This is a genomic window from Mesorhizobium sp. WSM4806, from assembly GCF_055811635.1.
This window is the reverse complement of sequence record NZ_JBVVQZ010000017.1, coordinates 153639-179973: the sequence shown is the minus strand read 5'-3', so window position 1 is coordinate 179973 and position 26335 is coordinate 153639. Positions and strand designations below refer to the sequence as shown.

The window sequence follows — 26335 nt, the reverse complement described above, 5'->3', positions numbered from 1 at the left end:
AGCGGCAGCATTGACGGCAGCGCCACCGGCAGCATCGGTGGCAGCGGCAGCATTGACGGCAGCGCCACCGGCAGCATTGACGGCAGCGGCAGCATTGACGGCAGCGCCACCGGCAGCATTGACGGCAGCGGCAGCGTCAGCGGCAGCGTCGGAGGCAGCGGCAGCGTCGCGCGCTGACAACGGCGGGCAATAGCGGCAATGTTAACGCCGGATTCGGCAACGGTGGCGAAGGTCCTGCCGGCGAGATCGAGATTGCCTTAATCATGACCTGACCGCGATCAGCGCCGCGAACGCATCGCGGGCAGCCTGTCGATGCGGAGCCAGCCGCGCTTCGTGCTCAGCGGGCCAGCTTGCCGGGATGAAGAGGTTGATCGCCGCCTCGACCAACGCACGCCAACCATGCAGATCGCGAACCAGCGCATTGGCCTCAACCTTTCGCCGACCTTGACTGGCGATGTAGTTCTGGACGTAGGGCTTGCGGTGATCGGGGTGACCCGGATCGCCGAGGTCCTTGCCGCTGCCGGTCTCCAAGTTCTCGATCCAAGGCAGGCCGAGGTCGCCGATCTGCTCGCGTGTCAGACCGATGCGTTCGACGCGGATCGGCGACGGATCGAAGTCGACGCCCTTGACGTTGGCGCAGTCCATCAGGTTCGACTTGGCATCATGCGCCGTGTCACCACCGTGACACGCTCGATCTGGTAAAGCTGCGCGATCGGTTCGGCCCTGATGCGCCATCGCGAGGCAAATGACGGCCGCTAGAATGAAGGCCCAAGCACTTGGAACATACGGCGGCAGAAAACATTGTTGGCGCAATGGACAAGAACGATGGCGACAATCTTCCTGAATGGTTTGCGAGTGGCTTGCCCGAGGATCCGGTGATCCGTACAGATATTCGGACTAGGATTTCGAGAGAGACGGATGGGAAAAATGGGCTCTCCGGTATGGTGCTCACTAAAGGCGGGCGGGACGACAATCTGGTCGAAAAAAAAGGAAGAAGCCAGCGCCGCCCTCGACAACCAACCGTCCGGGGTTCCGTGGCTCCTAGTCCTGTGTGTGCTCTCAATGTTGGCCAAGCTGGTCAGCCGTCATCACCATGAGCGGATCAGACCATATTCGCCGACAGCCCGCGACAGCGGAATCCGACCTAATTCACTTGGTCGCGGGTCACCCCGCCTGATCGGGCAAAGAGCCGCTAGGCGGTACCCAGCCGGCCTGACCTATACGCCCGACACTGGCCCGAACGCTTACGGCAATGCCAGGGACGGGCGATAACCAAATTTTATGCGCCTGTCTCTGAGCGCTTCGGCACCAAGTCGGCAGCCGTTGCCGATTTGCAGCCTCTGTCCTCAATATACTCTCGCGGCTCAGGCCCATGGAACCTAACGCCTGATTTGAGATTAGGGCCGGATGAGCACACGCGGAAACAGATTCTTGCAACATTGGCTTACCGACAACGTGCCTAGCGCGAGGGCCGACGAACCGCGGAGACGCAGCCTGGAATCAGTCACGGGGATGCTTGATCGCATCGGCTGCGGCTATCTCGTACTGAACCGCGAAAGAAAAGTCATCGAATGGAATGCCGCCGATCAAACCACGCTGGAGCGCCAGGGCGAGCCGGCTGATACAGCCAGCGAGCTTTCGGTAGCCCTAAAACGGCTGATCGCGAATGTTCCGGCCCATTTCCTGCCGGGCTCCCTCTCTTGGGTGGTGATCCGCAGCATAGGCGACCGGCCGGTGATACTGAACGAGCAGGGAGTTATCGCTCCTGACGGAACGAGCATTGTGGCACTGCTGGACCGTGAGAACAGATCAGGGCCAAATCCTGAGACACTGCAAAGGATGTTTGGCTTGACGAGCGCGGAAACGCACCTCGCGTTGCGCCTGGCACAGGGCGAGGCGCCTTTAGAGATTGCCCGCAGCTGGCGCTTGAGCCGCACCACAATCCGGTCCCAGCTCGCCTCGCTTTTCGCCAAGACCGAAACAAAACGTCAGGCGGAATTGGTGGCTCTTCTGGGGCGCATTTCGGTCTTGCCATAAGGCCGCCGTTTATAACCGAGCGCCAGGTGTCAGTATCCGACCTGGGTTTAAGGCGACCGACATTTGGGGCGGTTCAATATAGCTTGGCACGTCGCGCGTCGCGCCGGCGGAGACCGCTTCGGGTCCATGAATATCGATCCCGTTTGTTCCGGCCGCGCCGGTGGCTATTTCCCGCTTATAAAAGAGTAGGGGATTGCCGCGCGAGAACGTTGCGCACGTTCGACACCTGCCATTGTCCATTGCGCGCTGTGCGCACGCCTCGATTGTTAAGGGCGATTGCCAGGCCACGTAGGCTGGTGATGCCGGACTGCTGGATGGAGGCGATGATCGGCAGCACGGTTTGGGCAAATCTGTCAGCCTCCCGGATCGATATCTTCCGACCTTTCGCCGCAGCTTCGGCTGTGTTGGTCGGATTGCGGAGCTTCATTCCAGTGGTCTTGCGAGAGGCGAGGGCGGCTTTGGTGCGCTCCGAGATCAGTCGCCGCTCTTTCTCTGCCAAAGCGGCGTAAAGGTGCAACATGAACGGATCGGCATCGGCCAAGTTCGGCGACGATAAACGGGACGCGCTGGACCATCAGGCCGGCTATGAAGGCGACATCTCGCGACAGGCGGTCGAGCTTGGCCACGACGACCGGGCATTTTGTCTGGCGGGCAAGGGCGAGGGCGGCATTCAATTGCGGCCGTCGATCAAGAGCATCCGCGCCCTTTCCGGTTTCGATCTCGGTGAACTCCTGGAGGATGATCATTCCCTCGGCCTCGGCAAAGCGGGCGACGGCGGCACGCTGGGCCTCGATGCCCAAGCCTGAACGTCCTTGCCGCTGTGTCGAGACCCGATAGTAGGCGACCGCGCTCGGCATGTTGCTCTTCCCAGGGTGTGCAAACTGCAAACCACCGTTTGCAGTGTGCTCACACGGCCTTGGATAGCAAGCTAACCGTCTGTTCTGGCTGGTATTTATCCATCATCGCGGGGGCGTGTCACAGGACTCTCAAGCAAAACCCTCTGGCCTGAGCTGACCGGTTCCCACTGGACCGGCTGAGGTTCGATTGCGATGGCGCGTCTTGCTCGAAGAGTTTGCGAATCCGGCGGAGAGATGATGATGCGGGTGATCTTACGCACTGGCTCACCGCTGTGTTCGTTCACGATCGTTTCCTTCCAGCCCATGCGGGTCTTGGCCCAGAAGATCGCCGCGGTAACGGATTGAGGGCCTTCGCCTGTGGCTTTGCGGAACAGACTCCGGGCAACAGCTGAGTTGGCCTTGGTGTGGCCGATCTTCAACTCATGGCGGTAATGCTTGCGCAGGGTCTTGGGATCAACCGCGATCATGGCTGCAATGCCGGGCTCAGGCACGCCATAGCCGGCCAGCGCTTCGACCTGGCGGCGCGAGGCCTCGTCCGGCTTGTGACCGGGCCTAGGCATCTCAGCCTGCCTCCTGGCCGCGCTCCGTGGCAACAGCGGCATAGCTGCGGCCATCGCCCTCCAGGATCGCCATGCTGCCTGTAAACGCCTGCCAGCGCAGCACTGCGACGTCGACATAGGCCGGGTTCAGTTCAATCGCATGACAGGAGCGGCCAATCATCTCGGCTGCGATGATGGTGGTGCCAGAGCCGCAGAAGGGCTCGTACACAGCCTGGCCTGGCGAGGAATTGTTCTCGATGGGTCGCCGCATGCATTCGACGGGCTTTTGCGTGCCGTGGCCCGTGTCGGACTTCCTATGCGGGATGGCCCAGACGGTGGTCTGCTTGCGATCTCCCGCCCAGTGGCCCTTCCTGCCCTTCCTGACCGCATACCAGGCCGGCTCGTGCTGCCAGTGATAATCGCCGCGGCCAATGACCAGACGGGTCTTGTCCCAGATGATCTGGGCCCGGACGGCAAAGCCGCTGGCTTCCAGGCTAGTCACCACCGAAGCCGAGTGAAGGGCCGCGTGCCAGACGTACATCACGTCTCCGGGGAACAGCGCCCATGCCTCGCGCCAATCAGACCGGTCGTCATTCAGGACTGTCCCTTTCGCCAGGCCCTCCGAAGGAATGCCAAGCCGCATGCGCCATGCAGGATCGTAGTTGACCCCGAATGGTGGATCCGACACCAACAGGTGTGGTTTGATGCCGGCGAGCACCTTCTCAACGTCTGCCGCATTAGTGCTGTCGCCGCAAATCAGCCGATGCTTGCCGAGCGTCAGACATCGCCGGGGAGGGTGGTTGGCTGCTCCGGCGGGTCAGGGGTCTCTTCCGGATCGGTCATGCCAGAAGTGCCGGCGCTGGTCAGCGCGGCAATCTCCAGCTCGTCGAAGCCGGTGAGCGACAGATCGAAGCCGAGTTCGCCGAGATCGGCCAGTTCGAGACCCAGCAGTTCAGTGTCCCAGCCGGCATTCAGCGCCAGCTTGTTGTCGGCGATCACCAGGGCCCGCTTCTGCGCTTCGCTCAAGCCAGCGAGCTCGATAACAGGTACCTCATGCAAGCCGAGCTTTCTCGCTGCCAGGAGGCGGCCGTGGCCAGCTATGATACCGTTCTCGCCATCCACCAGGATTGGGTTCGTCCAGCCGAACTCGCGGATCGATGCCGCAATCTGCGCCACCTGGCTATCGGAGTGCGTGCGAGCATTTTTGGCGAAGGGGATCAGAGCCGCGGCATGGCGGTATTCAACGGCGATGGGTGCTTCGTTTCTCATGCCGCAAATATACAAGATCAGCTAACATGCTGTAAGTACGACTTTTTCCGACAATCGAACGCGCAACTTCGCAGCACTACGCCAGTCGTTACGGTTGTTACGCTTGTTACGTTTCCCTAGGCATGGGCAGGGAGATATCTGGCCCAGGCGTCGACGAAATCTGATCTCTGATATCCCCGCGCAGTCGCCGAAGCACCAATTCTCAATACCTTTGGCCGGATATCATATTTGATGAGCCTGGAAGCCAAGTTGCGGTCCGTTAGAGGCTTACCATTGATCTCCATCCACGGAGCTTCAACCATCGAAAGCAGGGCGCTCAGGATGGACTCCGTTGTCAGATGTTGCTCTTGACCGAACACTTCGCGGAGATCTGCGAGAAGACGAACTCCCAAACTGGGAGTGCTCTCCTTTGAGAGCGTAACAAGCGTAACAGCCGTAACGCGCGCACGTTGGGGCCAGCTGCCCCCGGCCTGATCGGCAATGGCAATGAGAGCTTCCCAGACGTCAGCGTCTCGATCCTGAATCTCGCTCGGCATCTTTGGCCAAGCATCGGCGAGCTCATCCACGACCGAGGTTGCCCAGTCCGCCAGCCGATCTCACAAAAGGTTGCCTTCGCCGCTGTGAACGCGCCGCCTAAAGGGCTCGATCTTCTCATCAGGAGATCGACGGCGCATACGCACGATGACAGAGCGGGATAGGATGGTGTCTGGCAATTCTCCGAGCCCGGCGAGAGCGACGGCGCAGTAGGCCGGGATCTCCTCCGTTTCGACTATCTTGCCCCGCACTACGCACCGGCCGGCAACGGCGCCACGGCGATGACCGGCATTGAGTAAACCGCGGATTTCTTCATTGTCCTTGGCCTTCGGACCAAACACGGTATCGATCTCGTCGAACAGGATCGTCGGGCGCCCCGCCGGATCGCCTACCTTGCGGAATATATAGGCCGGCGTCACGTTGACTGCTTCAACCGGCCGCAGAACCAGCAGCTCAGAAATCTCTAGCGCTCTCGTTTTGCCGGACCCTGGCTCTGGCGACAGGAACGCGATCCGAGGCGTCGAGTCCCATGCTTCCATCAGATGCGTGTGCGCAATCCACAACACGTGCGCTAGCAATGCTGACTGAGAGGGATAGGCGACGAACCTGCTGAGAAACGCAGCAACATCATCCAGTACGACTGCACCGTCGTCGGAGGCGACGACCTTGAATCCGTTTGGGATGTTTTGCTGATTCATCAGGCGACCCTTCGATTCTCGAATGGGGCAATCACCTTGTTGTCGATGGCCGCGGCGCTGCGCAGCAGCTTTACGATCTCGCGGCCGTGCGCCTGATCTTCCGCCGCGACCCGCCCTGGCGTGACAAGCAATTCCTGCCCAGCCAGATGTGGGTCAACCACCGCAGCACCATCGCAACGTGCCTGCAGCCATTTGAGAGGCGTCCGGTGAAGGCGAAGGCTGCCTCCCATGAAATAGGTGCCGGGCGCCATTGCCTGCCATAGGCCAAGCAGTCCGCAACGTCTGAACATGGTAAGGGGAGTATCGGGCTCATTGAGCAGCCAAGCCACCAGATCGACAATGCTCTCGCCGTCGGCCGCATAGGCCTCGCAAACGAACGCGAGATCGCCATCAGGGTCGAAATTAAAACGCTGACCACCCAACTTACCGATCGGCAACACGGCCGTGGCGCCAGCAAACCCGCCCGCCGACGCCACGTCGATCTGATAGTGTCTGATGTACCTCAGGAAATCGGCAGAGCCGACGGCGGCATCAGCCAGTTCGTAATATTCGAGCCTCGCTCTCAGGAGCACATGCTTGTTCATTCCGCGCTCCCCATCGAGAGTGCGAGTTCCGCAATTGCGCGGGCTAGCGCTTCAGAGATAGCGTAGCGGACCATCAGCCGGCGGGCGAGGACCGAGCCATGTGCAACTTCGGCAGGGCCGCGTCCTTCCCGTGGATTGACGATGGCATATTGGGGACACAAAGTATCCAGAACCATTGCCTCACTCCCACGAGCCGATGATCGACGAATGGGTCTCGGCGCGGCGGCGCCGTTCGTAGGCTTGAATGTCGTCGAGAGCGTAGGCGATCTTGCCGCCAAACTTGTGGTAGTGCGGGCCAGTTTTCAGCCAGCGCCAACGCTCAAGGGTCCGCGGACTGATGCGCCAGCGCCGGGCCAACTCCTGCTGGTTGAGGTAGGTGGGGGAAATATCTGCCATGTCGGGCTCCTAAGCCGGCTTTCGTAGGTGCGGCGATGCACCCATCGAGCGTTGTCGATGGCAGCAATTCTCGGTTTTGCGCGGGTTTACAGATATGCTCAGCTATGAAGAAAGGCGTGACAGAATCTGCACCAAGTTGTGTAGCATTTTCAAAGACATGGCAAAGTGTCACGACACTGTCACTTTAATTGCGTGACGCGTACGTTCTATCGCGTGAGAACTAGCAGGTCAGGATTGAGTCGGTAGCCAGTCCAGTTTTGACTTTGGAGGATCGTGTCGGCAGAGACCGAATACCCCGCGCAACTCATGAACTGCTTTTCGAGCGACCGCCTCATGCGCCTAACGCGCTGACGAAGGGTCTGGTCCGTGATAGCGAATTTGGCTGTGATGCTCTGTGTAGAGGTAAACCGGTACGCCGATTTCTCCAATCCGTCCTCGATATCCCTGAGAAATTGTTCAGCTAGGAGCATGAACAGCTCGCACCTTAGGCCCTGGAGAACCGGTCCATCAGCGAACAAGATTCGGTGGCTCTGCTCTTCGATTTCGAAGGCGATCGGTCCCGGCGTTGCCATGCTGGCCACCTGCGACAACGGCGGCCATAGGGTTAGGATCTCCGGCCTTGGAAGCTCTATCTCGGTATATGCCGGCCTAATTGGGTTATGCGTAAAGGAGAGATAGTCGCCGCCGGTTCGGCTTTCAGCAAGTCCTAAGGCGGCCCATTGATGCGGGGGCACAATTACATAGTTGCCGGCACGATCCACCGCTGCCGCGGAGATGGCATCTTCGCCAAGGTGCTGCCAGAGAGCCTCGCGTGCGCTTTTGATGAGCATGGGTTGGCCCCTCGCGTCGGCACTTACGGCTTCCAAACCGCCAAGGTGTGACAGGCTCAGCGGTGCGGGCGTTACCAGCTCTTCGCCAAATAGATCGTAGGGACCGTCTCCGTCCAAGAACCTTCGGCCGAACGAACTCCATTCCCAGCTTTTTGATCGATAGGAATTCATCGCCTCGCGTACGCGGTGGATGTCGCGCCAGACGATCCATGATGCCGCCATGGCCAGTGTCCAATGGGACAAGTTCATGGGGTCGGAGGTTTCCTCCGCTGGTGTCGAAGCGAAAGGCTCGAGCCCCCATACTAAGGCTAGATTCTCGACTTCGCTGGACGTCACGACTCCATCAGCGGCAAGCCCGATAAGATTAGACCGCAGCGCTTGGACAGCAGGCGAGGGAGTCGCTTCGAAATCGCGTTTTCGATCAGTCTTTCCCCATAACCAAGGGTCGAACTCAGACCGCTTGACGAAGGGAGTGCGGCCAACCAGACCGTCCCAGTAACCGCCATGACGGCCCACGATCTCCTCGCTGAGGAAGGCGTGTTCGGGAAAAATGCGGAGTCCCACGTTTCTTCGGGAATTGCAAAATTCTCGGACGCACCAGAGGGTCTTACTAGGGCACTTAACGATCCGCTGGCGAAGGCAGATCTGAATTCGTCGAGCATCGAATCCGTTACGGCAGCCAACGATGCATGGCTGCGGCCAACGATTTGCTGTGGGATTTCGGCATACGTGAGTTTATCGCGAAGTTCTGTGACCGGTGAATGGCCTAGCCACAGCTCGGAGGCAAAGCGAGCGTACGCCGCGCAAAGCGAAATGCAGCCTTCAGGAATTAAGTCCGGCATCGGAATGGACGTGGTCAAAACTGCGACGTGATGCGCACAGTTACAACTCTTTGCGCGTCGTTCCACAGCAATTCGCCGTCGAGTGGTGTGGCCGGTTTGGACGGTTAAGGCTCCCTTACCAAGAGCCACCGGAATCAAAACAATGTTGTCGGGTCCGAACCCACTGGCAGCGGATAAACTTAGTAGCTTCGAACGGATGAGCGAACTCGCCACCATCCTCGCAGCCGGCCTCATGCGTCTTCGCGCGCGACAGTCAAGCAGACTATCTGCGCCGCGTGAATAGACTTCAGTCGACTTCAGGACCACGGAGAGCGTGTGTCGGGACCACTCGCAAGGGGAGTTCCGATGACAAAATTCTCTACCGAAGACAGCATCAGGGTCGCGGGCAGGGCGCTCGCACCTGATCGATACAAAGATCCGAACGTGCTCGCTCGTGTGGCAGCTTTGAAGACAATGCCTACTCCAGAGTTGAAGGCGCAGTGGCGCGACCTCTTCGACGGGGAGCCCCCGCCCTACAACCGGCGCTTCCTCGAAAGCCGGCTCGCCTATCGCATCCAGGAACTCGCCTTCGGTGGCCTGAAGCCGGAGACGGTCGAACGGCTGAAGGCATTGGGAGAAGCGTTCGACGGCGGCAATATCGCGGTGCGACGCGTCCGCGGTGAGGATCGTCCGATTGCCGGCACCCAGCTGCTTCGTGAATGGCAGGGCGTGGAGCAGACGGTCACAGTCCTTGCCGAAGGCTACGAATGGCAGGGCAGGCCATATCAGTCATTGTCTTCGGTCGCTCGCGCAATCACCGGCACCCGCTGGAATGGCTGGCTGTTCTTCGGGCTGAAGAACCATCGCGGCAAGGCGAGGGGGCGGTCATGAACATTGCCGACACAAAGTCCATCGTCCGCAAGCTGCGCTGCGCGGTCTACACGCGCAAGTCCAGCGAGGAGGGGCTCGATATGGAGTTCAACTCGCTCGATGCCCAGCGTGAGGCCTGTGAGGCCTTTGTGGCCAGCCAGAAGGCTCTTGGGTGGGTTCTCGTGCCTGATCGCTACGACGATGGCGGGATCTCCGGAGCCACGCTGGAACGCCCAGCTTTGAAGCGGCTGCTCACCGACATGGATGTCGGCCTGGTTGACGTGGTCGTGGTCTATAAGATCGACCGACTGTCACGCTCGCTCATGGATTTCTCGCGGCTGATCGAGGCCTTCGACGCGAATGACGTCACCTTTGTCTCGGTGACCCAGAGTTTTAACACTACCACCTCGATGGGCAGGCTGACCCTCAACATCCTATTGTCGTTCGCCCAGTTTGAACGCGAGGTCATTGGTGAGCGTATCCGCGACAAGTTCGCCGCGTCGCGCAAGCGCGGCATGTGGATGGGTGGCTGGGCACCGCTCGGCTATGAAATCAAGGACCGCAAGCTGGTCATCAACGAAGCGGAGGCTGCAAACGTCCGCATGGTGTTCGAGCGGTTTATCTCGACCGGCTCGGCAACAACCCTTTCCAGGATTTTGACTGCCGAAGGGATTTTGACCCGCCGCGGCCGGCCATTGGACAAGGGCGTGATCTACAAGCTGCTCAACAACCCGGTCTATGTCGGCGAAGCCGTGCACAAGGGTACCTCCTACGCTGGTGAACACCAGGCCATCATCAGCCGCGGCCTCTGGGACAAGGTGCAGACAATCCTGTCGGAAGGTTCGAGGAAACGCGCAGCCAAGACTCGCGCGCAGACACCGGCGCTGCTGAAGGGTCTGCTGTTCGGGCCGACGGGATGTGCGATGTCGCCGACACATACGCGCAAGGCAGGCAAGCTCTACCGCTACTATGTTAGCCAATCGGTACTGAAGCAGGGTACTGGCGCATGCCCCGTTGGGCGCCTGCCAGCGGCCGAGGTCGAGGCAGCCGTCATTGATCAGTTGCGCATCCTCATCCGTGCTCCCGAGATCATCATCGCCACCTGGAAGGCAGGCCGCGAACACGATGCCAAGATCAGTGAGGGCGAGGTGAGGGCGGCGCTGCTCGAACTCGAACCGCTCTGGAATGAACTTTTCCCCGCCGAACAGGCGCGCATCGTCCAGCTGCTGGTCGAACGCGTGGACGTGACAATGGACAGCCTTTCAATCCGCCTGCGCACCGAGGGATTGGCCGGTGTTGCGGCCGATCTCAACCAGCGTCAGGATGTCAGGAGCGCCGCGTGATGTCCGATGCAGAGGTCACCGGCAACGGAAGCATCATCACCATTGAGGTTCCGCTGACGCTTCGCAAGCGGGGAGGGCGCAAGCTGATCGTCGCGCCGCTTGGCCAGGAGCAATGGGCTTCTGGTCGGCCTCGCGTCGACAACACCCTCGTCAAATCTATCGCCCGCGCCTATCGCTGGCAGCAGATGCTGAAGCAGGGCGCCTACGCAAGCGCCGAGGATATCGCCAAGGCAGAGAAAATCAGTCCCTCCTACATCAATCGTCTCTTGCAACTGACGCTGCTTTCTCCGGCAATCGTCGAGACGGTCCTCGACGGGTACCAACCCGCCACGATGACCACTGCTGATCTACTTCAGCCGGTAGCGGCGCAATGGCACGCACAAAGGGCGCTGCTATGTTAGGTCCGCTTTGCGCCCAATCTCGGCCATTTAGAGTTCAACAACGCTTGCCGAGAGCTGCCGTGGATTTATGCGCTCGCTTTGGCCATCAGCAACCGCACCCGTCATTGACAGCATGAAAATGTCACCAGCGACCGCCAATTTTGTTCGAGGCTACTGCGAGACTGGACGTCATCCGCTAGGTCGGCGGCCATTTGCGCAACGGCGCGCTCGCCGAACCTGGCTGGCCTCTGCGGCGTCGCAGGACCGAGAGCGACCACATTCAGGCTCCCAGACCGTTGTCCGCTGGTGCTGCAACGTCAGGCAGGCAACTTCGCGGCCTCGAGCAGACCTTGAGTGTAGCCGACCGCATGGAGCCGAGCCTGATGCGAGTACCCTGTGATTACCTCTGTTTCGTCACCAGTTAGCCGCGGCACGTGGTCAGTGCGGAGAAAGCCGTCATATCCAATGCGGCGATACGCACGCACGCACTCGGCCATGTCATTTTGGCCAGCGTCGTGAAACGCCTCAGTAAAGTCCGTTGCTGTGCCGATTATGTCCCGGAAGTGGACAAAATAGATCCTCTTGGTGCTGCCCACTTGTTCGATCGCCTTCACGACTTCCTTTTCCATCAAGGCAAAGTTGCCTTGGCAAAAGGTAATGCCGTTTGCTTCGCTCGGATGAAGCTCTAGAAGGCGGAAGAAGCTATCGACGGAATTCATGATGCGGTCGATGCCGCGGACCTGGGGCAGCGGCGGATCGTCAGGATGCATCGCCAACTTTACGCCGGCCGCCTCCGCGACGGGAATGACCCGATCTAAGAAGTACTTCAAAGCCTCCCACAGGCGGTCGCCTGAGACGCGGCCGTAGGGCGTCAGCATCGTCTGATCCTGTTCGGTGAAGTTATAGGCGCTAACGCGCGCGCCCCCTCGGCTCGCCGCGACATGGCGGGTGCGCTGCCAACCCAAACCACACCACCAATCATAGACCAGCACACCCACCCGAAGTCGGCCGAGATTTGTAATGAACTTCTTGAATTCATCGATTTCTTCATCGCGTCCCGGCAGCCCTAGGCGAATCTTGGTCATCGGAGGAACATCCTCCATCACGGCCAGGTTCAGACCAAAGCTCTCCAGCGTGTCACGGTATTTAACGAGCGGACCATAGTCCCATGGATTTTCGCACGTGCTATCCCAGTCGACGGTGGAGCGGCTGGGCAGAATACCCGTGGCATGGTTGACGTTGATCTGCTTCAGCTGGGACCAAAAGTCGGACGGCCGACCTTCAAGGATAATCTCTGCGATCCGCATTTTTAGGCTCCTGGTTGTGTGACCACGTAAGGTATCTGTTGGAGGGATGTCGTGCCGTCCGAATGATGACAGGCGACTTGGAGCGCCGCCGTGTACTTTCCGATCAGTCTTGATGGTTGTCTCTTTGGGCGAGATAGCGGGCAACAGGTTCAACACCATCGAGAATGTCTTCTCTGATGGCAGCGGCTATCGCTGACGCGTCTCCGGCCCTGAACGCGTTGAGAATTTGGGCATGACTAGCGCGAAACTGTGAAGCGCGCGACTGGCCGGCCACAAATAGAATTGGACCGATTCGCAACCACAATCGTTCCAACATCGAGAGTAGTTCAGGCATGTCCGCGGCCGCATATATCGAGAAATGAAACTTTCGGTGCAGACGCATATACTGCAAAGTCGAGCTGTGATCGGTGACGTCCATCCGATCTTCCTCGCTCGCCATTGCTTTGTAGGTTGCCGCGGCGCGATCTACCTGGTCGTAGTTGGCACGAACGGCCGCCGCTTCTCCCGCCATGGTTTCCAGCCGGATGCGGATCTGCAGCAATTCTCGAAACGTACCTTCCGAGATGTGCGGGATGCGATAGCCTCTATTGGGTAGCGTCTCGAGAGCGCCCTCGGTGCAAAGTCGGGAAAGTGCCTCTCGGACCGGCATCGGACTGACGCCCAAGTCCTTCGCGAGTGGCCGCATGCTTACTATCGCGCCCGGCAGGAACTCGCCGGACAACAGTGAGCCGCGAAGTATCCGGTAAGCGCGAAGACTCATCGTGTCGTCGCTGCCATTTACGTCGATCTGGTCCTCGTAAACCGATGCAGCATCTGGCTCGTCGCTCAACTCTCTTAGCTTCTGGCGTTCAGACATTTCCTGGCTCCTTAGGCGTCATCAGTGTTTGGATTACTACCACGCTGAGATCACACCTGCAATCCCTTTGAGTGATAGCGCGCAAATCGCCTGTGCGATCACACGCTCGAATGCCCTGTAATTCAAGCCGCATTCTTCGGAATTCCGTTGTGTTCCGCCTGTTAAAAGCCGAGAATGGTGTCGTCTCATTGAATCTTGAAGATTTCAGCCTTGACCAGCCGTCATATGACTGTTATCACAGTGACCATCAAGGAGCGCAGACATCATGTGTGCTGTCGGCGTTATAACAGCAAAGAGGAGGATGTGTCCATGAAAGTCGGTATTGCATCGGTTGTCGTCGGTTGTGCGCTCGGCCTGCCGTCGTTGCGCCCGCGCAGGCAAAGGACGTGTGGCCTGTCTACAAGGTGGAGGGAGATACCCGCACGAAGGTGGATTTTGAGCCGGTGGCCGCGACCACCAAGAAGTGGCACGTGTGCGTGCTCCTGCCGCACGTGAAGGACAGCTACTGGGTGGGCGTTGACTATGGCGTCGTGGGGGAGGCCAAGCGCCTCGGCGCTGCGCTGAGGGTGTACGAAGCCGGCGGCTACGATCAGCTTGCCAAGCAGGTGTCGCAGTACGACGACTGTCTGGCTGCCAAATCGGATGCGATCATCATTGGCGCTATTTCCGAAGTCGGGCTTGCGCAGAAGCTCAAGGAGTCGATGTCGAAGGGAATTCCAACCGTTGCGTTCATCAACCCGGTTCGCGAGACCGAGGTTACCTCGAAGATCTTCGCCGACTACTTCAGCCAGGGCGAGGCCCAGGGCAAGTACATGCTCGAGCTGCTCGGCCCTGCAGGCGGAAAGGTGGCGACATTCCCCGGGGCGCAGGGTTCTGGTTGGGCCGAGACGTTCCAGGCCGGGTTTGAGGCTGGGGTGAAGGACAGTGCGGTCACGATCGTGGGGCCGAAGTTCGGCGACACTGGCGCCGTGACCCAGTTGCGCCTGGTCGAGGACACCCTGCAAGCCGAACCGGATCTTGCGGGTATTTGGGGGCATCCCACCGCGCTGCAGGGTGCCGTGGGCGCTCTGCAAGAGGCGGGCCTCGAAAACGTCAAGACCGTTACCATGGCCGAGAACACCGAAGTCATCCAGTTGGTGAAGGAAGGCTCGCTCGACGGCGTTGCCGTGGAGTCGGCGGTTTTGATGGCGCGGGTTGCCTTTAATAGCGCCATTCGCGCACTGGAAGGCGGCGAGGTCGAGCCGTTCTACCAGCCGGTCCCGGACGTGGTAACGCCGCAGAACGCGGCAACCTATGACTTCTCGATGATCATGGCCCCGGAAGGGTTCCTTCCGGTCTTTACGCTCGAGTAACTGACTGTAGCCGTTCTCAAATTCGAGTCCAGGAGGGTCAAATGGTGTTGCAGGCAAAGCAGATTTGCAAGGCTTACCCCGGCGTTGTTGCCCTACACGAAGTAGACTTCGACCTGGTTCCCGGAGAGGTTCACGTCCTGTTCGGAGAGAATGGTGCAGGGAAGTCGTCTCTGACCGGCATTCTCTCCGGCCTGCGGCCACCAGACGACGGCGTCGTAGTGATTGCGGGTGAAACCATCACGCAGTTTCACCCGCACATCGCGCGACAGCATGGCATCGCTACAGTTTTTCAGGAGTTTAGCCTGGTCCCGTCCCTTAGCGTCCTCGACAACCTTTTTCTCGGGCGTGAGATCACACGCTGGGGGCGTCTCGATCGCAGCGCAATGAAGGCGCGGGCCAGGGAGATATTCCACGACCTCGGCTTCCAGATACCTCTGTCCGAGAAAGTCAGCGCGCTATCGCGCGCGCGCTCCCAAATGGTGGAAATCGCCAAGGCTCTGTTGTTCAAAGCCCGGATACTTATCCTCGATGAACCCACGGCGTCGCTGACCGACAAGGAGGCCGACCACCTTCTGGATGCTGTTCGCCGTCTGCGGGAAGCTGGCGTCGGGATCATTTATGTTTCGCATCGCATTCGAGAAATTCAGTCGATCGCCGACCGCATCACGGTGCTGCGGGCCGGCCGTGTCGTCGCAACGATCAACGCCTCCGAGGCCAGCGAGACGCGACTCGTCGAACTTATGACCGGTCGTCGCATCGACGCGCTGTTCCCGGAACTAGCCCACTCACCTAGAGACGTTCGGCTGGAATTCCGCGATCTCACATTGGCCAACCAGCTAGTGCGTGGCGCGAACATCGTCGCTCGCGCCGGCGAAGTGGTCGGCATTGCCGGGCTCGTCGGGTGCGGCAAGAGCGAGCTCGGACGGGCCGCGTTCGGCCTGGAACGGGTCGCCAAGGGCACTCTGGTTGTCGACGGAAGGACCGTAAGGCCTCGATCGCCGCGCGCAATGCTCAAGCGTCGGCTGTGCTACTTCCCTTCCGATCGCAACGGTGAGGGCCTGGCGATTGATCAGGACATCGTCGCAAATTGCTCAATGGCAGCTCTCGACCAGCGCCACATCACCAGGTTCGGCTTTTTGAAGCGGGAGGCCGAGGAAGACTCGGTAACGGCCTCGATGCGTCGGCTCGAGTTGCGGCCGTTGGAAATTCGCAAGCCGGTAAGTACGCTGTCTGGCGGCAACCGCCAGAAGGTGCTGCTCGGCCGCGGTCTCATGAGAGACATCGGGATCTTCATTTTCGACGAGCCGACGATCGGGATCGATGTGGGCGCTAAGGTCGAAGTCTACCGATTCATTGCGGATCTCGTCGCCCAAGGGGCTGCGGTCATTGTTATCTCGTCTGAACTCTCGGAGGTCCTCGCGATGTCGAACCGCATCTATGTGATGCACGAAGGACGCGTTGTGAGTGACTTACAGGGCGAAGATTGCACTGAAGAAAATGTCCTGACCGGCTTCTTCGGTAACAGGGTCCAACCAATCACTGCAGAAGCCAGGTGACCATTATGTCAACCCTACCGTTTCCCGTCAGCCCCCGCCGAGGATCTACCGCGCTAGCCATACTTGCGCGTGGAGGCATGGTGCCATGCCTGGTTGTACTCGTTGCGGTATGTATGGTGATCCTCGAGCCGAATTATTTCTCAAGGCTGAATCTTTTCAACATCCTGCGAAACTGCTCGCTGCTGCTGATTACATCAATCGGCCAGATGCTGGTGATGGTTGTGGGTGGTTTCGACATGTCCGTTGGCGCCGTTATGGCGCTTGCGTCGATCGTCTCGGCACTGACCATGAGCTACCTGTCCGCGGCCTTCCCGGAGTTGGGCGTTGTCTATGTCTGCCTGGGCGGAGTGATAGCAGCCCTCGCGGCGGGCATCGTGACAGGAACAATTAACGGCTTGATCGTGGTCAAGCTGCGGGTCAACCCATTCATGGTCACTCTCGCGATGATGTCCATCCTCACCGGCCTCGCGCTTTTCGTAACGCGAGGAGTCCCTGTTGGCGGGCTGCCCAAGGACTTTGTGTCCGTAGTCGGACGAGGAACGTTCGCTAGAGTGCCGCTGATCTTCTGTATCGCCGTCGTGGTTCTCGGGCTGAGCTGGGTCTGGACCCAGCACACTGCCGCCGGACGACATGTCTACGCAGTTGGCGGCAACCCGGTAGCGGCCAAGGCCTCAGGAATCGTTGGAGGCAAAGTTCAAATCGGCGTCTACGCGGTTTGTGGCCTGCTTGCTGCGCTGACCGGCGTCCTGATGACTGCACGCGTAGGGTGGGGGCAGCCAACGCTCGGCGCTACCGGTGCGATCGAGTCCATCGCAGCAGCGGTCCTTGGGGGCGTCTCACTGCGGGGTGGCATTGGGCATGTGGAGCGTGTTGCAGGGGCCGCGCTGCTGCTTGCGATGCTGTCCAACGCACTCAATCTCGCGAACATCGACAGCAAGTGGCAGACCTTGATCCTGGGTGTGACGGTCATCGTCGGGGTCCTGATCGAGGTCAAGACACGAAACGAAAGGGATGGGGATGCCTGAAGTGCGCTCACTCAACATCACCACGGGACAGCTATTGTTCCGCAGCGGAACGCTGAAGGAAAGGGCGATCTTTGCTTCGATTACACTCCTACTATTCGCAGGGTTCGGACTGTATCAGCCGGCAGTCTATTCCGCCGACAATATCGGCAACATCCTCGTGCAGGCGAGCTACCTTTGCATCTTCGCGGCTGCCCAATCGCTTGTGATCACCACGCGGGGATTTGACATTTCGCTCGGAGCGACGATTTCGACCGTCTCTGTGCTTACTGCACTCGCGATGACTGGCAGCGCTGGGCCCGGAACGGTCGCAGTCGGACTTGGCGCGGCACTGATCGCCGGCGCGGGTATCGGCAGCTTGAACGGCATACTTGTTTCCTACGGCGGCATCAATCCATTCATTGCCACGCTAGGGGTTATGTACATTCTGCTGACGGTCGCCTCGACGATCAGCAATGGCTTCCCCGTCACAGGGCTGCCTGACGAGTTTCTGTCATTGGCATACGTGCGCGTCGCCGGCCTTCCACTTTCATTCATCTGCGCGATTGTTGTCCTCGTCCTTCTGCAGCTCGCACTGTCGAAGACAGTTTTCGGTCGCACGCTGATGATCATCGGGAGCAATCCGCGAGCCGCGAGAGCGGCCGGCATGGCGCATCGGTTTCATCTGTTCGGTGCCTACCTTATCTGCTCGGTACTCGTCGGCTTGGGTGCCTTCCTTCTAACGGCACGAACCAGCTCCGGCGAACCCAATCTCGGGGGCAACATGACCCTGGAGGCCATTGCCGCGGCAGTTCTGGGCGGGATGCGTCTGCGCGGCGGATCCGGCGACATGTTAGCACCGCTTCTTGGAGCCCTGTTTGTCACCATTCTCTCGAATGGGACCAACCTGGCGGGTGCTGGGGGTTACACCCAGCAAATCCTGCTCGGAGCCATCATTATCGCAGCGCTGTCGATCGACAGTCTGCGAAGCCGCCAACTGGATGGGTCCTGAATGAATACATCAAAAGCGCAGTCCGATTGACCGTCGTTCATTTCGAACTAACAGCCATCTGCCGTCTCACATCGCCACGGGGCGCGGCCGCGCACGCGGATGGACTGGCACTCTCTGCAGACACAACAGACCAATAGGAACTTGAAATGCAGACCAAGATCTTTTCCGGCGTAATTCCGGCGCTGATGACCCCCTGTAAGGAGGACCGCAGCCCCGACTTCGACAATCTTGTCCGCAAGGGCAGCGACTTAATCGCAGCGGGGATGTCTGCGGTCGTCTACTGCGGGTCCATGGGTGACTGGCCGCTATTGACTGACACCCAGCGCATGGAGGGTGTTGAGCGCCTTGTGAAGGCAGGCGTACCGTTAATCGTTGGAACGGGAGCGATCAACACCGCGTCGGCAGTAGCGCATGCTGCACATGCCCAAAAGGTCGGCGCACAAGGCCTCATGGTGATTCCGCGGGTCCTGTCGCGCGGCTCTTCGCTGATTGCACAGAAGGCTCACTTCAAAGCTGTCCTGTCGGCCGCGCCGAATTTGCCGGCGGTGATCTACAACAGCCCCTACTACGGCTTCGCCACACGCGCCGACCTGTTCTTCGAGCTGCAGGCCGCGCATCCAAATCTCGTCGGCTTCAAGGAGTTCGGCGGAAGCGAAGACCTGCGCTATGCGGCTGAGAACATTACCAGCCGTGACCGCGGCGTTACGCTGATGGTCGGCGTCGATACTGCAGTCTTCCACGGTTTCGTCAATTGCGGCGCGACCGGTGCCATTACAGGCCTCGGCAATGTGTTGCCGACGGAAGTCATCCATCTATGCAGCCTGTCCCGGGCGGCAGCAGCAGGCGACGTTGACGCGCGCCAGCGCGCGCAGGAACTGGAGCAGGCAATGGCCGTCCTTTCATCGTTCGACGAGGGGTCCGACCTGGTCCTCTACTTCAAGCACATGTTGGTGATGAACGGGGACAAGGAATACACGCTACACTTTAATGCGACTGACGCCCTTACCGACAGCCAGCGCGGTTATGTGGAGGCGCAATTCAAGCTCTTCAACACCTGGTACGCCGAGTGGAGCAAACTCCTCGGCGCGGTGCAGAAATACAAGAGCTGGCGCGATCTGGTGACAAGTTAATCGATGTTCGCGGGAACGATGGACAATTCAATGGATGTCTACGGTCTGTCAAACTCAGGCAGAGTATCGGGACAAGTAGAAAGGGGAGAGAGGTAATGACCGGGAACTACATAGAGGTAAATATCCCGTGGTACGAGACTCGTATCCTGAATTGCTCGTTCTGCGGCAAGATGATCGCCGGGGAGTACTGGCACGACGACGAGTTCGCGGAGGATAAATTTTGCGAGCCATCATGCGTCAGTTTGAAACGTCGACTGAAGTACACGACATCAAAGGGGACTGAAAATGCTTCGAATCGGGATTGACGCGGGAGGCACTCACACGGATCTCGTCGCACTGGACGCCAAAACGGGCGAGATATCCATCGTCAAGGTCCCCTCGACACCAGCCCAACCAGCTGATGCACCCATTACGGCGATACGCCAGGTCGACGTAAAGCCACACGAAGTCGAGCGCGTGGTCATCGGCACGACGATTGCGCTCAACGCACGACTGCAAAAGCACGGTTCGACGGTGCTTTATGTCGGCACACAGGGGGTGGAGGATTCGCCAATTATTGCGCGCATCGACCGCAAGGAGGGGTACAACCCAGCTTGGCCCAAGCCTGACTCGGGCGTCAAGCGCCGCCACACCTTTGGCATCGCCGAACGGATTGACCATAAGGGGAACGTGCTGGTTTCCCTTGCGCCGAACGAGTTGCAGCGACTTCGAAAATGGATCGCGAACTGGGTCAAGACCGACCCTGCGCGGGATTGGGCAGTCGCTGTCAATTTGCTGTTCTCATACGTGGATCCCTCGCACGAGAGGGCGATTGGCGACTATCTCGACCAGCATTTCCCGGAAATGACGGTTTCCCTGTCGCACGAGGTCGCTCCCGTTTGGCGCGAATACGAGCGTGGCACGACCGTCATCACTGATGCCTTCATCAAGAAGTCCATCCGTGAATTTAGCCGGCGCGTGTCGCACGACGTAAAGGCGCTGGGGATCGAGGCTCCCCTCTCGCTGATGAAATCCAACGGTGGACATGTGGAAGCGAAGTCGGCCGAGGCTGCTCCGGTTCAACTGCTCCTGTCGGGCCTAGCGGGAGGTGTGATCGCCGGCCGTCGCTTCGCACGCGATCATGCACAGGGCAACGGTGTGACGCTGGATATGGGCGGCACAAGCACCGACGTCGGTTTGATCGTCGGGGGGGAATTCGGTTCCACTACCGAATATGAGATCGAATGGGGCGTTCCGGTCAGCGCGTTGTTTATCGACTACACGTCGATCGGCGCCGGCGGTGGGTCTATCGCATATATCGATACCGGTGGCCTGCTACGGGTTGGTCCACGCAGCGCGGGCGCCGAGCCTGGCCCGGCCTGCTATGGGCTGGGCGGTACCGAGCCCACCGTGACTGACGCCAATGTCGTACTCGGCCGCCTCGACCCGAACTTCTTCCTTGGCGGCAAGAAGAAACTGAACGCCGATCTTGCCCGTCAAGCCGTGGCGGGGCTCGCGGCGGGGCTCAAGCTGTCAATCGAAGAAACTGGGCTCGCGATCCTCGACACCGCGGCCGCCAATATGGCCGACGCTACGCGGCTTCTTACAGTCGACCGAGGCTTGGACGCCCGGGACTTTTCCCTTGTCGCGTTTGGTGGGGCGGGTCCGCTTCACGCCGTCGACGTTGCTCGCCATCTCGGTATGGCACAAGTCGTTGTGCCGCCGCATCCGGGGTTGGTATCGGCCCTTGGAACGCTGCTGGCTAGCCTCAGGGTCGACCGGGCCCGCACCGTTGCCCACCGAACTGATCGTATAGATATCGACGACCTAGCAACGGAACTGAGAACTGTTGCAAGCGAAGCCCTGGCCGAAATCAAGCGCGATGGGCACACAGGAGAGGCGCTGCTGGCCGGATATCTCGGCATGCGATACCTCGGTCAGAACTTCGGTGAGTTGATCAAGCTGTCGTCCTCCGAGATTAATCAAGCCGTACTCGACCAAGCCGTTCAGGATATGCATCGCCGGCACGAGGAGCTGTTCGGGTACGCGATGCACGATCGTGCGATTGAAATCACGGAAGTGCGCGTCGTGGCGCTGGGCGAGGAGGACGTGTCGGCCAAGCTGGTCGCGCCAACAGGAGGCGATGGGAAGTCGTACGCCACCCGCAAGATCTATTTCGGCGGTATTGGATATTCCGATACGGCGACTTACCGGCGTGACGTTCTCTCTGAGGGAACAAGGATAATCGGGCCGGCGCTAATAGAGGAAATGGACTCGACGACCCTGCTGCACCCTGGCGACGTCGGGGTGGTGCGAGGTGACGGCACTCTGGTCGTGCAGCTGAGTGAAGCTTCGGAAATCTCGTCCTCGCACGCGGCCGGGAAAGGCAGGCTCGCGCCTGAACAGGATCCCACCACCCTGACCGTCGTCAGTAATGCGCTACGAAACATCAGCGATGAGATGGGCAGCACCATGGTGCGCACGGCCTATTCGCCCATTTTCAGCGAGTCGCATGACTTCTCGTGCCTGCTGTTTGACCGGCACCTACGGATGATCGGTCAGGCCGAAATGAACCCGGCGATTATCTGCGCCGGCTTGCTTACCATCCCGCACTGCGTCCGGGAGGTTGGTGCCGAGAATTTCCATCCGGGCGACATTGTCCTGCACAACGACCCATATCGTGGTCAGTGCCACATGCCAGAGCACCTTCTTCTCAAACCGATTTTCCTCGATAAGACCCTGATTGGGTACGCCGGAAACATTGCCCACATCGGCGAGATCGGCGGCATGGCGGTTGGCTCGTTCGCATCGACTGCGACAGAGGTCTTCCAGGAGGGCCTAAGACTGCCTCCCGTCAAGTTGATGAGTGAGGGCGAGTACTGCAAAGACGTCTGGCGGATCATCATGGCGAACCACAGAACGCCCAATGCAACGTGGGGCGACTTCCACGCCATGATGGGGTCACTTACCACTGCCGAACGTCGAATGCAGGCACTCGTCACGCGTCATGGGCTCGACACCTTCGAACGCATCTGCGACTCGCTGATCGAGCACGCAGAGAAGTGGATGCGGTCCGAAATCAGGAAGATACCCAACGGCGTCTATTCATCGAGCGACTACTTCGAGGATGATGGGGTCTCCACGACGCCATACTATTTCCGTGCCGACGTGCACGTTTACGACGAAGATATCGTCGTTGACCTCTCGGCATCGGACAAGCAGGCAGCCGGGCCAATCAACGTCACCTACGTCGCGACGTCGGCGGCTTGCTCTACGGCCATTCTGCAAAGTGTTTGCGCCAAAGACGTTCCGCTCAACACCGGCACGTTCCGCCCAATCAAGGTCGTCTCTCCCCCTGGTACTGTCGCCAATCCGACGTTCCCGGCGCCGAGTGTCGCGGGGAATACCGAGGGGCAACCTCGAATTATCTCCTGCATTCTTGGTGCTTTGGCGAAGGCAATGCCCGGGCGCGTCGGCGCGAACGAAGTCGGCACTTGCTGCAATATGCTGATGGGCGGCGTCCACCCCGATACGGGAGAATTTTGGACACACTATCAGTTGGAAGGAGGTGGCTGGGGCGGGAGGGCTGACCGTGATGGCAACAGCGCTCAAACCACAGCACACGCTAGCACGATCCGGACCACTCCCATTGAGGTCTTCGAAAGCAGATTTCCTCTGCGGGTTCTCGAGTATTCGCTGCTGCCGGATTCCGGCGGTGCGGGACAGTTCCGCGGCGGCCTTGGAGTGCGTCGCGTGTTCGAGGTCACTGCCCCTTCCGTCACGCTCAGCGCATTGCTCGATCGGGTGAAGGAAGGGCCCTGGGGCTTGAATGGCGGCGAGCGCGGAAGCCCTGCGGGCATATTCATCAAGCACCGAGGACATGAAAAGTTCCGCACGTTCGTCGAAGCTTACGGGACTATCAGCCCGACAAAATTCGTGAACATCCAGCTCGAATGTGGAGATCAGTTCATGGTGCTTTCCCCCGGGGGGGGCGGTTATGGCGATCCTTCCCGCCGCGAGGATGCCGCGTTGCTCGACGACCTTGCAGATCGCTTTGTAACTCACACCGGAATGCAGGCCTATGGCCGGACCCCGAGGTTTGGGGAGCAGGTCGAGGCTACTGTTGATCTGTCCAGGAAGGTCGCGACGCCTAAGGGGCGGGGCTGATGGCGAAGAACCACGGCGCCGAACCCAGTGCCGCATCGGTGGAACAGCGTCAGCCCGGCCTACCTTCTTACGGTCAAAAGGTCGGCAGAAGAACTTGGTGGGTTGCGGATGGCGTGAGGCCAAAACCACGTCCAGCGGCGATGGGTTAAATGACTGCGGAGGAGCGGACTGACGCCTGGCTATCAAGCGATCCACCGCACAGCAGCGGACGTTTCCAACGGAGTTTTTAGGACAAGTTGCGGTTATCGAACCGGATGAGATCGAATGTCCAATAAATAGGACGATGAGGAATGGCTGCTTTCCGAGCCATGTTGCCAAAAGCCGACCGTCTGCAGTCGGCCCCATTTCGGTCTTTTAATGCCACTCGCTCTGACCGCCGCTACTGGCGGTCAGTTCGCGTCATGCGACGCTTTCGACATACAGGTTGGAACTCAATTGCATTCGCCTAGGGAGCGATCCGCCCAACTTCGCACGATCACGAAACCGGTAACCTGTTGAGACTATTGGTATCGAAATCTGTGAACCAAAAGAGCGAGGTTGCCAGGTTCGGAGAATATCGGCCGAGAGAGCGCTCATTCAACGGGGAATAGTCGGCGGTGCGGCTGCCAGCCTTTCTTTGAAACCCCGCAGTTCTGCGGGATCCGTGCACCGGCAAATGTAAGCAGAGAATGTTGGGGCAGGGTGCATTGGCGGAGGGAGTGGGATTCGAACCCACGGTGGGCTTGCACCCACGCCGGTTTTCAAGACCGGTGCCTTAAACCGCTCGGCCATCCCTCCAAGTAGCTGTTTTCTTTGAGCTATCTCGAATTATCAGCGGTTCTGAAAATGCCCTTTGCTACGCGCTTTGCAACTATTTGCCTTTTCGCTCGCTGCTTATAGCCGCCTGCAACGCCGCGTCAACTTGCTCTGCCGCGTCGGCCTGCATGCCGGGCATAACATGCGAATAAAGGTCGAGCGTGATTCCGATTGTTGAGTGCCCAAGGCGTTCGCTGGCGACCTTTGGATGAACGCCGGCCGATAGCAACTGTGTGGCGTGGGTGTGCCGAAGGTCATGAAAGCGGATGCGGGGCAGGGCGGTCTTTCCCAAGACGCGCACCCACTCATGCGTAAGCGACCTTGGCTGCAATGGCGAGCCGTCGACCTGGGCAACCACGAAGCTGTCACCGTCCGGCCGCAGCCCCAACCGGAGCTGTTCCTCGGCTTGCCGAATGCAATGCGCCTTCAGCTCGGCAACGACGCTGGCCGACAGCGCCACGGTCCGCGCCCTGCCGGACTTCGGCTCCTTGTAGCGGACACCCTCTGTAGTCTGTTCGGCGCTCTCCACGACGGATACCTGCCGGCGGTTATCGCCTAGTTCGAGATGGTCCCAGCGCAACGCCAGGATCTCGCCGCGTCGCAATCCGCACGTCACAGCGAGCAGAACCGAGATGAACATGCGCGTCGGTCGGAGCATTTCAAGCAAGATGGCCGTCTGGCCCACGTCATAGGCAAGCATTTTCTTCCGCTCGACCTTCGGCGGTGTCGTCGCCTGCGCCGGATTGCGCGACAGCCTTTCCCAAGTCACCGCCTGGCCCAACGCCTTAATAAGCACGCGGCGGTAGTGGTGGACGGTACGGGACGACAGCGGCGGAAGGGGCGCAGTCGGTTCCCCATCCTTCTTCTTGCGATGGTCGACGCGCGGCGTCGTCAGCGCTGTGGTGAAGGCCGCGTCTATCCGGTCGGTCTTCAGCTTGGACAGAACCACATTGCCGATGAGCGGCGCCAGTCCCTTCCGGCAAATCTCGGCGTACCTCTCATGCGTTTTCGGAGCGACCGATGGTTTGATGAAACCTAGCCATTCGTCAAGAAACTCGGCGACTGTCTGCTTGGTGGGTTCGACATAGAGCCCTTGGTCAAGAATCGTGATTAGGCGAGAGCATTCCTTCTGCGCCTCGCGCTTCGTCCCGCTGAAGCTATGCCATTTGCGTTTCTTCTTGCCGGTCTTCGGGTCGATCTCGCCGACATCGAGTACGATTGCCCAATGGCCGGGGCTGCGCTCGCGGATATGGCCTTTCATTCCGATCCTTCTCCGTATTTGGTCTTATAGAGCCGGCGCAACCGGGTTGCCCATCCCGACTGGTCCCAGAAGGGCGGCGGGATACCATACTGCTCGGCGAAGGCTTGCGGGTCCGCCGCCTCTTCTTCAGCCAATTGCTGGATCTGGGCAGCCAGATAGTTTTCCTGCTCGTCGTCCGAGAGTGCTTCGTAGCGTGCAACTTCCTCTGGCGTGTCCTCGCGGTGGTAGAGGATCCCGAGGAATCGATTTTGGCGTCGTATCTCGTTCCGTCGCTCGATCTCCTCCACGTGTTTACGGGCCGCTTCCACATGCTTTTCAGACTTTCGCAAGCCGCCCTTCAGCGTCCGCGACTGCACGATGTCGCCGATCATGTTGTACAGCGTGACAACCAAGTGTTGGATGGCGAGAACACCCTCCGAGGCGACTTCTGCGTGGTCGCTCGCCAACGTGAAGATGTCCTTTATTTCGTCTTGGCCGAACAGCAGGTCTTTGTTCTCGGGGCTTACGAGCCGCCGGTAAACAGCGTGCAGTTCGACCGACTGGTCTGCTAGGATCTTTATACCGTCGCTCGAAATATCGACGATTTGCTCAAGCTCGATGTCGACTAACAGCCCGAGCTGACAGAGACGCCGGATCGCTTCCGACTTGCTTTGGATGCGGTTCTGATGTTGCCACTCCTCGATGGCCTCCAGCTCTTCGCTGCTGATTACCATCTGCAAACGCTCGCTATCGCCCTTGCCGAGCTTAGGTCTTGCCATGCA

General features: G+C 59.5%; 24 protein-coding genes, 1 tRNA gene and 1 pseudogene. 10 read left to right on the top strand and 16 right to left on the bottom strand.

What is annotated here, in order from left to right; translation table 11 throughout:
- Positions 1-261: 261 nt before the first annotated feature.
- Positions 262-645, bottom strand: coding sequence for a hypothetical protein (locus tag AC0L2M_RS24795; RefSeq protein WP_473536155.1), 384 nt, complete (start codon positions 643-645; stop codon positions 262-264).
- An 867-nt stretch (positions 646-1512) separates the two neighbouring features.
- Here AC0L2M_RS24795 and AC0L2M_RS24790 point away from each other — a divergent pair.
- Positions 1513-2037 carry a helix-turn-helix transcriptional regulator gene (locus tag AC0L2M_RS24790; RefSeq protein WP_473536154.1) on the top strand — a complete coding sequence of 175 codons (525 nt, stop codon included), beginning with the start codon at positions 1513-1515 and terminating at the stop codon, positions 2035-2037.
- 175 nt (positions 2038-2212) lie between these two features.
- On the opposite strand, the gene AC0L2M_RS24785 is transcribed toward AC0L2M_RS24790, so the two are convergent.
- From AC0L2M_RS24785 to AC0L2M_RS24740, 10 genes and pseudogenes are all read right to left on the bottom strand, one after another.
- Positions 2213-2578 carry a recombinase family protein gene (locus tag AC0L2M_RS24785; protein ID WP_473536153.1) on the bottom strand — a complete coding sequence of 122 codons (366 nt, stop codon included), beginning with the start codon at positions 2576-2578 and terminating at the stop codon, positions 2213-2215.
- Between the two features lie 94 nt (positions 2579-2672).
- Positions 2673-2894: pseudogene (locus tag AC0L2M_RS24780) on the bottom strand (recombinase family protein); the annotation flags it as partial.
- A gap of 95 nt (positions 2895-2989) precedes the next feature.
- A complete protein-coding gene (locus tag AC0L2M_RS24775) occupies positions 2990-3454 on the bottom strand; it encodes a hypothetical protein (RefSeq protein WP_473536152.1) in 465 nt (154 codons plus the stop codon).
- A gap of 1 nt (position 3455) precedes the next feature.
- A complete protein-coding gene (locus AC0L2M_RS24770; RefSeq protein ID WP_473536151.1) occupies positions 3456-3974 on the bottom strand; it encodes a DNA-methyltransferase in 519 nt (172 codons plus the stop codon).
- Positions 3975-4210: 236 nt separating this feature from the next.
- Positions 4211-4702 (bottom strand): ParB/Srx family N-terminal domain-containing protein, encoded by a 492-nt coding sequence (locus AC0L2M_RS24765; RefSeq protein WP_473536150.1) that lies wholly within the window; start codon positions 4700-4702, stop codon positions 4211-4213.
- Positions 4703-4818: 116 nt separating this feature from the next.
- Entirely contained in the window at positions 4819-5292 is a 474-nt protein-coding gene (locus AC0L2M_RS24760; protein ID WP_473536163.1) for a DUF3631 domain-containing protein, read from the bottom strand.
- Positions 5293-5298: 6 nt separating this feature from the next.
- A complete protein-coding gene (locus AC0L2M_RS24755; RefSeq protein WP_473536149.1) occupies positions 5299-5934 on the bottom strand; it encodes a hypothetical protein in 636 nt (211 codons plus the stop codon).
- Complete coding sequence (locus AC0L2M_RS24750) at positions 5934-6518, bottom strand: hypothetical protein (RefSeq protein ID WP_473536148.1); 585 nt, start codon at positions 6516-6518, stop codon at positions 5934-5936. Before AC0L2M_RS24750 ends, AC0L2M_RS24755 begins: the two co-directional genes overlap by 1 nt.
- 180 nt (positions 6519-6698) lie before the next feature.
- On the bottom strand, positions 6699-6914 hold the full coding sequence (locus tag AC0L2M_RS24745) for a helix-turn-helix transcriptional regulator (protein ID WP_473536147.1): 216 nt from the start codon (positions 6912-6914) through the stop codon (positions 6699-6701).
- Positions 6915-7120: 206 nt separating this feature from the next.
- Entirely contained in the window at positions 7121-7993 is an 873-nt protein-coding gene (locus AC0L2M_RS24740) for a hypothetical protein (RefSeq protein ID WP_473536146.1), read from the bottom strand.
- Between the two features lie 938 nt (positions 7994-8931).
- On the opposite strand from AC0L2M_RS24740, the gene AC0L2M_RS24735 reads away from it, so the two are divergent.
- Genes AC0L2M_RS24735 through AC0L2M_RS24725 form a run of 3 tightly spaced genes read left to right on the top strand, consistent with a single transcriptional unit; the run spans position 8932 to position 11179 of the window.
- Positions 8932-9456, top strand: coding sequence for a DUF2924 domain-containing protein (locus AC0L2M_RS24735; RefSeq protein WP_473536145.1), 525 nt, complete (start codon positions 8932-8934; stop codon positions 9454-9456).
- Positions 9453-10778, top strand: coding sequence for a recombinase family protein (locus tag AC0L2M_RS24730; RefSeq protein WP_473536144.1), 1326 nt, complete (start codon positions 9453-9455; stop codon positions 10776-10778). The genes AC0L2M_RS24735 and AC0L2M_RS24730 overlap by 4 nt, the downstream gene beginning before the upstream one ends.
- The gene (locus tag AC0L2M_RS24725) at positions 10778-11179 is read left to right on the top strand and encodes a hypothetical protein (RefSeq protein WP_473536143.1); all 402 of its coding nucleotides are present in this window, start codon (positions 10778-10780) and stop codon (positions 11177-11179) included. The genes AC0L2M_RS24730 and AC0L2M_RS24725 overlap by 1 nt, the downstream gene beginning before the upstream one ends.
- Positions 11180-11475: 296 nt before the next feature.
- On the opposite strand, the gene AC0L2M_RS24720 is transcribed toward AC0L2M_RS24725, so the two are convergent.
- Positions 11476-12465 (bottom strand): mannonate dehydratase, encoded by a 990-nt coding sequence (locus AC0L2M_RS24720; protein ID WP_473536142.1) that lies wholly within the window; start codon positions 12463-12465, stop codon positions 11476-11478.
- A 103-nt stretch (positions 12466-12568) separates the two neighbouring features.
- A complete protein-coding gene (locus tag AC0L2M_RS24715) occupies positions 12569-13321 on the bottom strand; it encodes a GntR family transcriptional regulator (protein ID WP_473536141.1) in 753 nt (250 codons plus the stop codon).
- 386 nt (positions 13322-13707) lie between these two features.
- Between AC0L2M_RS24715 and torT the strand changes: the two genes are divergently transcribed.
- The 6 genes from torT (at position 13708) to AC0L2M_RS24685 (ending at position 23518) form a co-directional block, all read left to right on the top strand.
- Positions 13708-14673: a TMAO reductase system periplasmic protein TorT gene (gene torT / locus AC0L2M_RS24710; RefSeq protein WP_473536140.1), complete on the top strand. Its 966-nt coding sequence runs from the start codon at positions 13708-13710 to the stop codon at positions 14671-14673.
- A gap of 41 nt (positions 14674-14714) precedes the next feature.
- Positions 14715-16229 carry a sugar ABC transporter ATP-binding protein gene (locus tag AC0L2M_RS24705; protein WP_473536139.1) on the top strand — a complete coding sequence of 505 codons (1515 nt, stop codon included), beginning with the start codon at positions 14715-14717 and terminating at the stop codon, positions 16227-16229.
- Positions 16230-16342: 113 nt separating this feature from the next.
- Positions 16343-17254 carry an ABC transporter permease gene (locus tag AC0L2M_RS24700; protein WP_473536138.1) on the top strand — a complete coding sequence of 304 codons (912 nt, stop codon included), beginning with the start codon at positions 16343-16345 and terminating at the stop codon, positions 17252-17254.
- Positions 17247-18242, top strand: coding sequence for an ABC transporter permease (locus AC0L2M_RS24695; RefSeq protein ID WP_473536137.1), 996 nt, complete (start codon positions 17247-17249; stop codon positions 18240-18242). The genes AC0L2M_RS24700 and AC0L2M_RS24695 overlap by 8 nt, the downstream gene beginning before the upstream one ends.
- A gap of 146 nt (positions 18243-18388) precedes the next feature.
- Entirely contained in the window at positions 18389-19372 is a 984-nt protein-coding gene (locus AC0L2M_RS24690; RefSeq protein ID WP_473536136.1) for a dihydrodipicolinate synthase family protein, read from the top strand.
- 285 nt (positions 19373-19657) lie between these two features.
- Positions 19658-23518: a hydantoinase B/oxoprolinase family protein gene (locus AC0L2M_RS24685; RefSeq protein ID WP_473536135.1), complete on the top strand. Its 3861-nt coding sequence runs from the start codon at positions 19658-19660 to the stop codon at positions 23516-23518.
- Positions 23519-24205: 687 nt separating this feature from the next.
- Here AC0L2M_RS24685 and AC0L2M_RS24680 read toward each other — a convergent pair.
- The 3 genes from AC0L2M_RS24680 to AC0L2M_RS24670 form a co-directional block, all read right to left on the bottom strand.
- A tRNA-Ser gene (locus AC0L2M_RS24680) sits at positions 24206-24295 on the bottom strand.
- Between the two features lie 73 nt (positions 24296-24368).
- Complete coding sequence (locus AC0L2M_RS24675) at positions 24369-25574, bottom strand: tyrosine-type recombinase/integrase (RefSeq protein ID WP_473536134.1); 1206 nt, start codon at positions 25572-25574, stop codon at positions 24369-24371.
- Positions 25571-26332: a hypothetical protein gene (locus AC0L2M_RS24670; RefSeq protein WP_473536133.1), complete on the bottom strand. Its 762-nt coding sequence runs from the start codon at positions 26330-26332 to the stop codon at positions 25571-25573. Before AC0L2M_RS24670 ends, AC0L2M_RS24675 begins: the two co-directional genes overlap by 4 nt.
- Positions 26333-26335 lie beyond the last annotated feature (3 nt).

What these genes read in the sequence shown, in the direction of transcription:
- AC0L2M_RS24740 (WP_473536146.1), bottom strand. Translation starts at nt 7,993, where the DNA reads ATGAACTTGTCCCATTGGACACTGGCCATGGCGGCATCATGGATCGTC.
- AC0L2M_RS24735 (WP_473536145.1), top strand. Translation starts at nt 8,932, where the DNA reads ATGACAAAATTCTCTACCGAAGACAGCATCAGGGTCGCGGGCAGGGCG.
- AC0L2M_RS24770 (WP_473536151.1), bottom strand. Translation starts at nt 3,974, where the DNA reads ATGTACGTCTGGCACGCGGCCCTTCACTCGGCTTCGGTGGTGACTAGC.
- AC0L2M_RS24715 (WP_473536141.1), bottom strand. Translation starts at nt 13,321, where the DNA reads ATGTCTGAACGCCAGAAGCTAAGAGAGTTGAGCGACGAGCCAGATGCT.
- AC0L2M_RS24705 (WP_473536139.1), top strand. Translation starts at nt 14,715, where the DNA reads ATGGTGTTGCAGGCAAAGCAGATTTGCAAGGCTTACCCCGGCGTTGTT.
- AC0L2M_RS24755 (WP_473536149.1), bottom strand. Translation starts at nt 5,934, where the DNA reads ATGAATCAGCAAAACATCCCAAACGGATTCAAGGTCGTCGCCTCCGAC.
- AC0L2M_RS24700 (WP_473536138.1), top strand. Translation starts at nt 16,343, where the DNA reads ATGGTGATCCTCGAGCCGAATTATTTCTCAAGGCTGAATCTTTTCAAC.
- AC0L2M_RS24725 (WP_473536143.1), top strand. Translation starts at nt 10,778, where the DNA reads ATGTCCGATGCAGAGGTCACCGGCAACGGAAGCATCATCACCATTGAG.
- AC0L2M_RS24690 (WP_473536136.1), top strand. Translation starts at nt 18,389, where the DNA reads ATGCAGACCAAGATCTTTTCCGGCGTAATTCCGGCGCTGATGACCCCC.
- AC0L2M_RS24790 (WP_473536154.1), top strand. Translation starts at nt 1,513, where the DNA reads ATGCTTGATCGCATCGGCTGCGGCTATCTCGTACTGAACCGCGAAAGA.
- AC0L2M_RS24795 (WP_473536155.1), bottom strand. Translation starts at nt 645, where the DNA reads ATGGACTGCGCCAACGTCAAGGGCGTCGACTTCGATCCGTCGCCGATC.
- AC0L2M_RS24745 (WP_473536147.1), bottom strand. Translation starts at nt 6,914, where the DNA reads ATGGCAGATATTTCCCCCACCTACCTCAACCAGCAGGAGTTGGCCCGG.
- AC0L2M_RS24750 (WP_473536148.1), bottom strand. Translation starts at nt 6,518, where the DNA reads ATGAACAAGCATGTGCTCCTGAGAGCGAGGCTCGAATATTACGAACTG.
- AC0L2M_RS24675 (WP_473536134.1), bottom strand. Translation starts at nt 25,574, where the DNA reads ATGAAAGGCCATATCCGCGAGCGCAGCCCCGGCCATTGGGCAATCGTA.
- AC0L2M_RS24670 (WP_473536133.1), bottom strand. Translation starts at nt 26,332, where the DNA reads ATGGCAAGACCTAAGCTCGGCAAGGGCGATAGCGAGCGTTTGCAGATG.
- AC0L2M_RS24695 (WP_473536137.1), top strand. Translation starts at nt 17,247, where the DNA reads ATGCCTGAAGTGCGCTCACTCAACATCACCACGGGACAGCTATTGTTC.
- AC0L2M_RS24720 (WP_473536142.1), bottom strand. Translation starts at nt 12,465, where the DNA reads ATGCGGATCGCAGAGATTATCCTTGAAGGTCGGCCGTCCGACTTTTGG.
- AC0L2M_RS24730 (WP_473536144.1), top strand. Translation starts at nt 9,453, where the DNA reads ATGAACATTGCCGACACAAAGTCCATCGTCCGCAAGCTGCGCTGCGCG.
- AC0L2M_RS24775 (WP_473536152.1), bottom strand. Translation starts at nt 3,454, where the DNA reads ATGCCTAGGCCCGGTCACAAGCCGGACGAGGCCTCGCGCCGCCAGGTC.
- AC0L2M_RS24685 (WP_473536135.1), top strand. Translation starts at nt 19,658, where the DNA reads ATGCTTCGAATCGGGATTGACGCGGGAGGCACTCACACGGATCTCGTC.
- AC0L2M_RS24765 (WP_473536150.1), bottom strand. Translation starts at nt 4,702, where the DNA reads ATGAGAAACGAAGCACCCATCGCCGTTGAATACCGCCATGCCGCGGCT.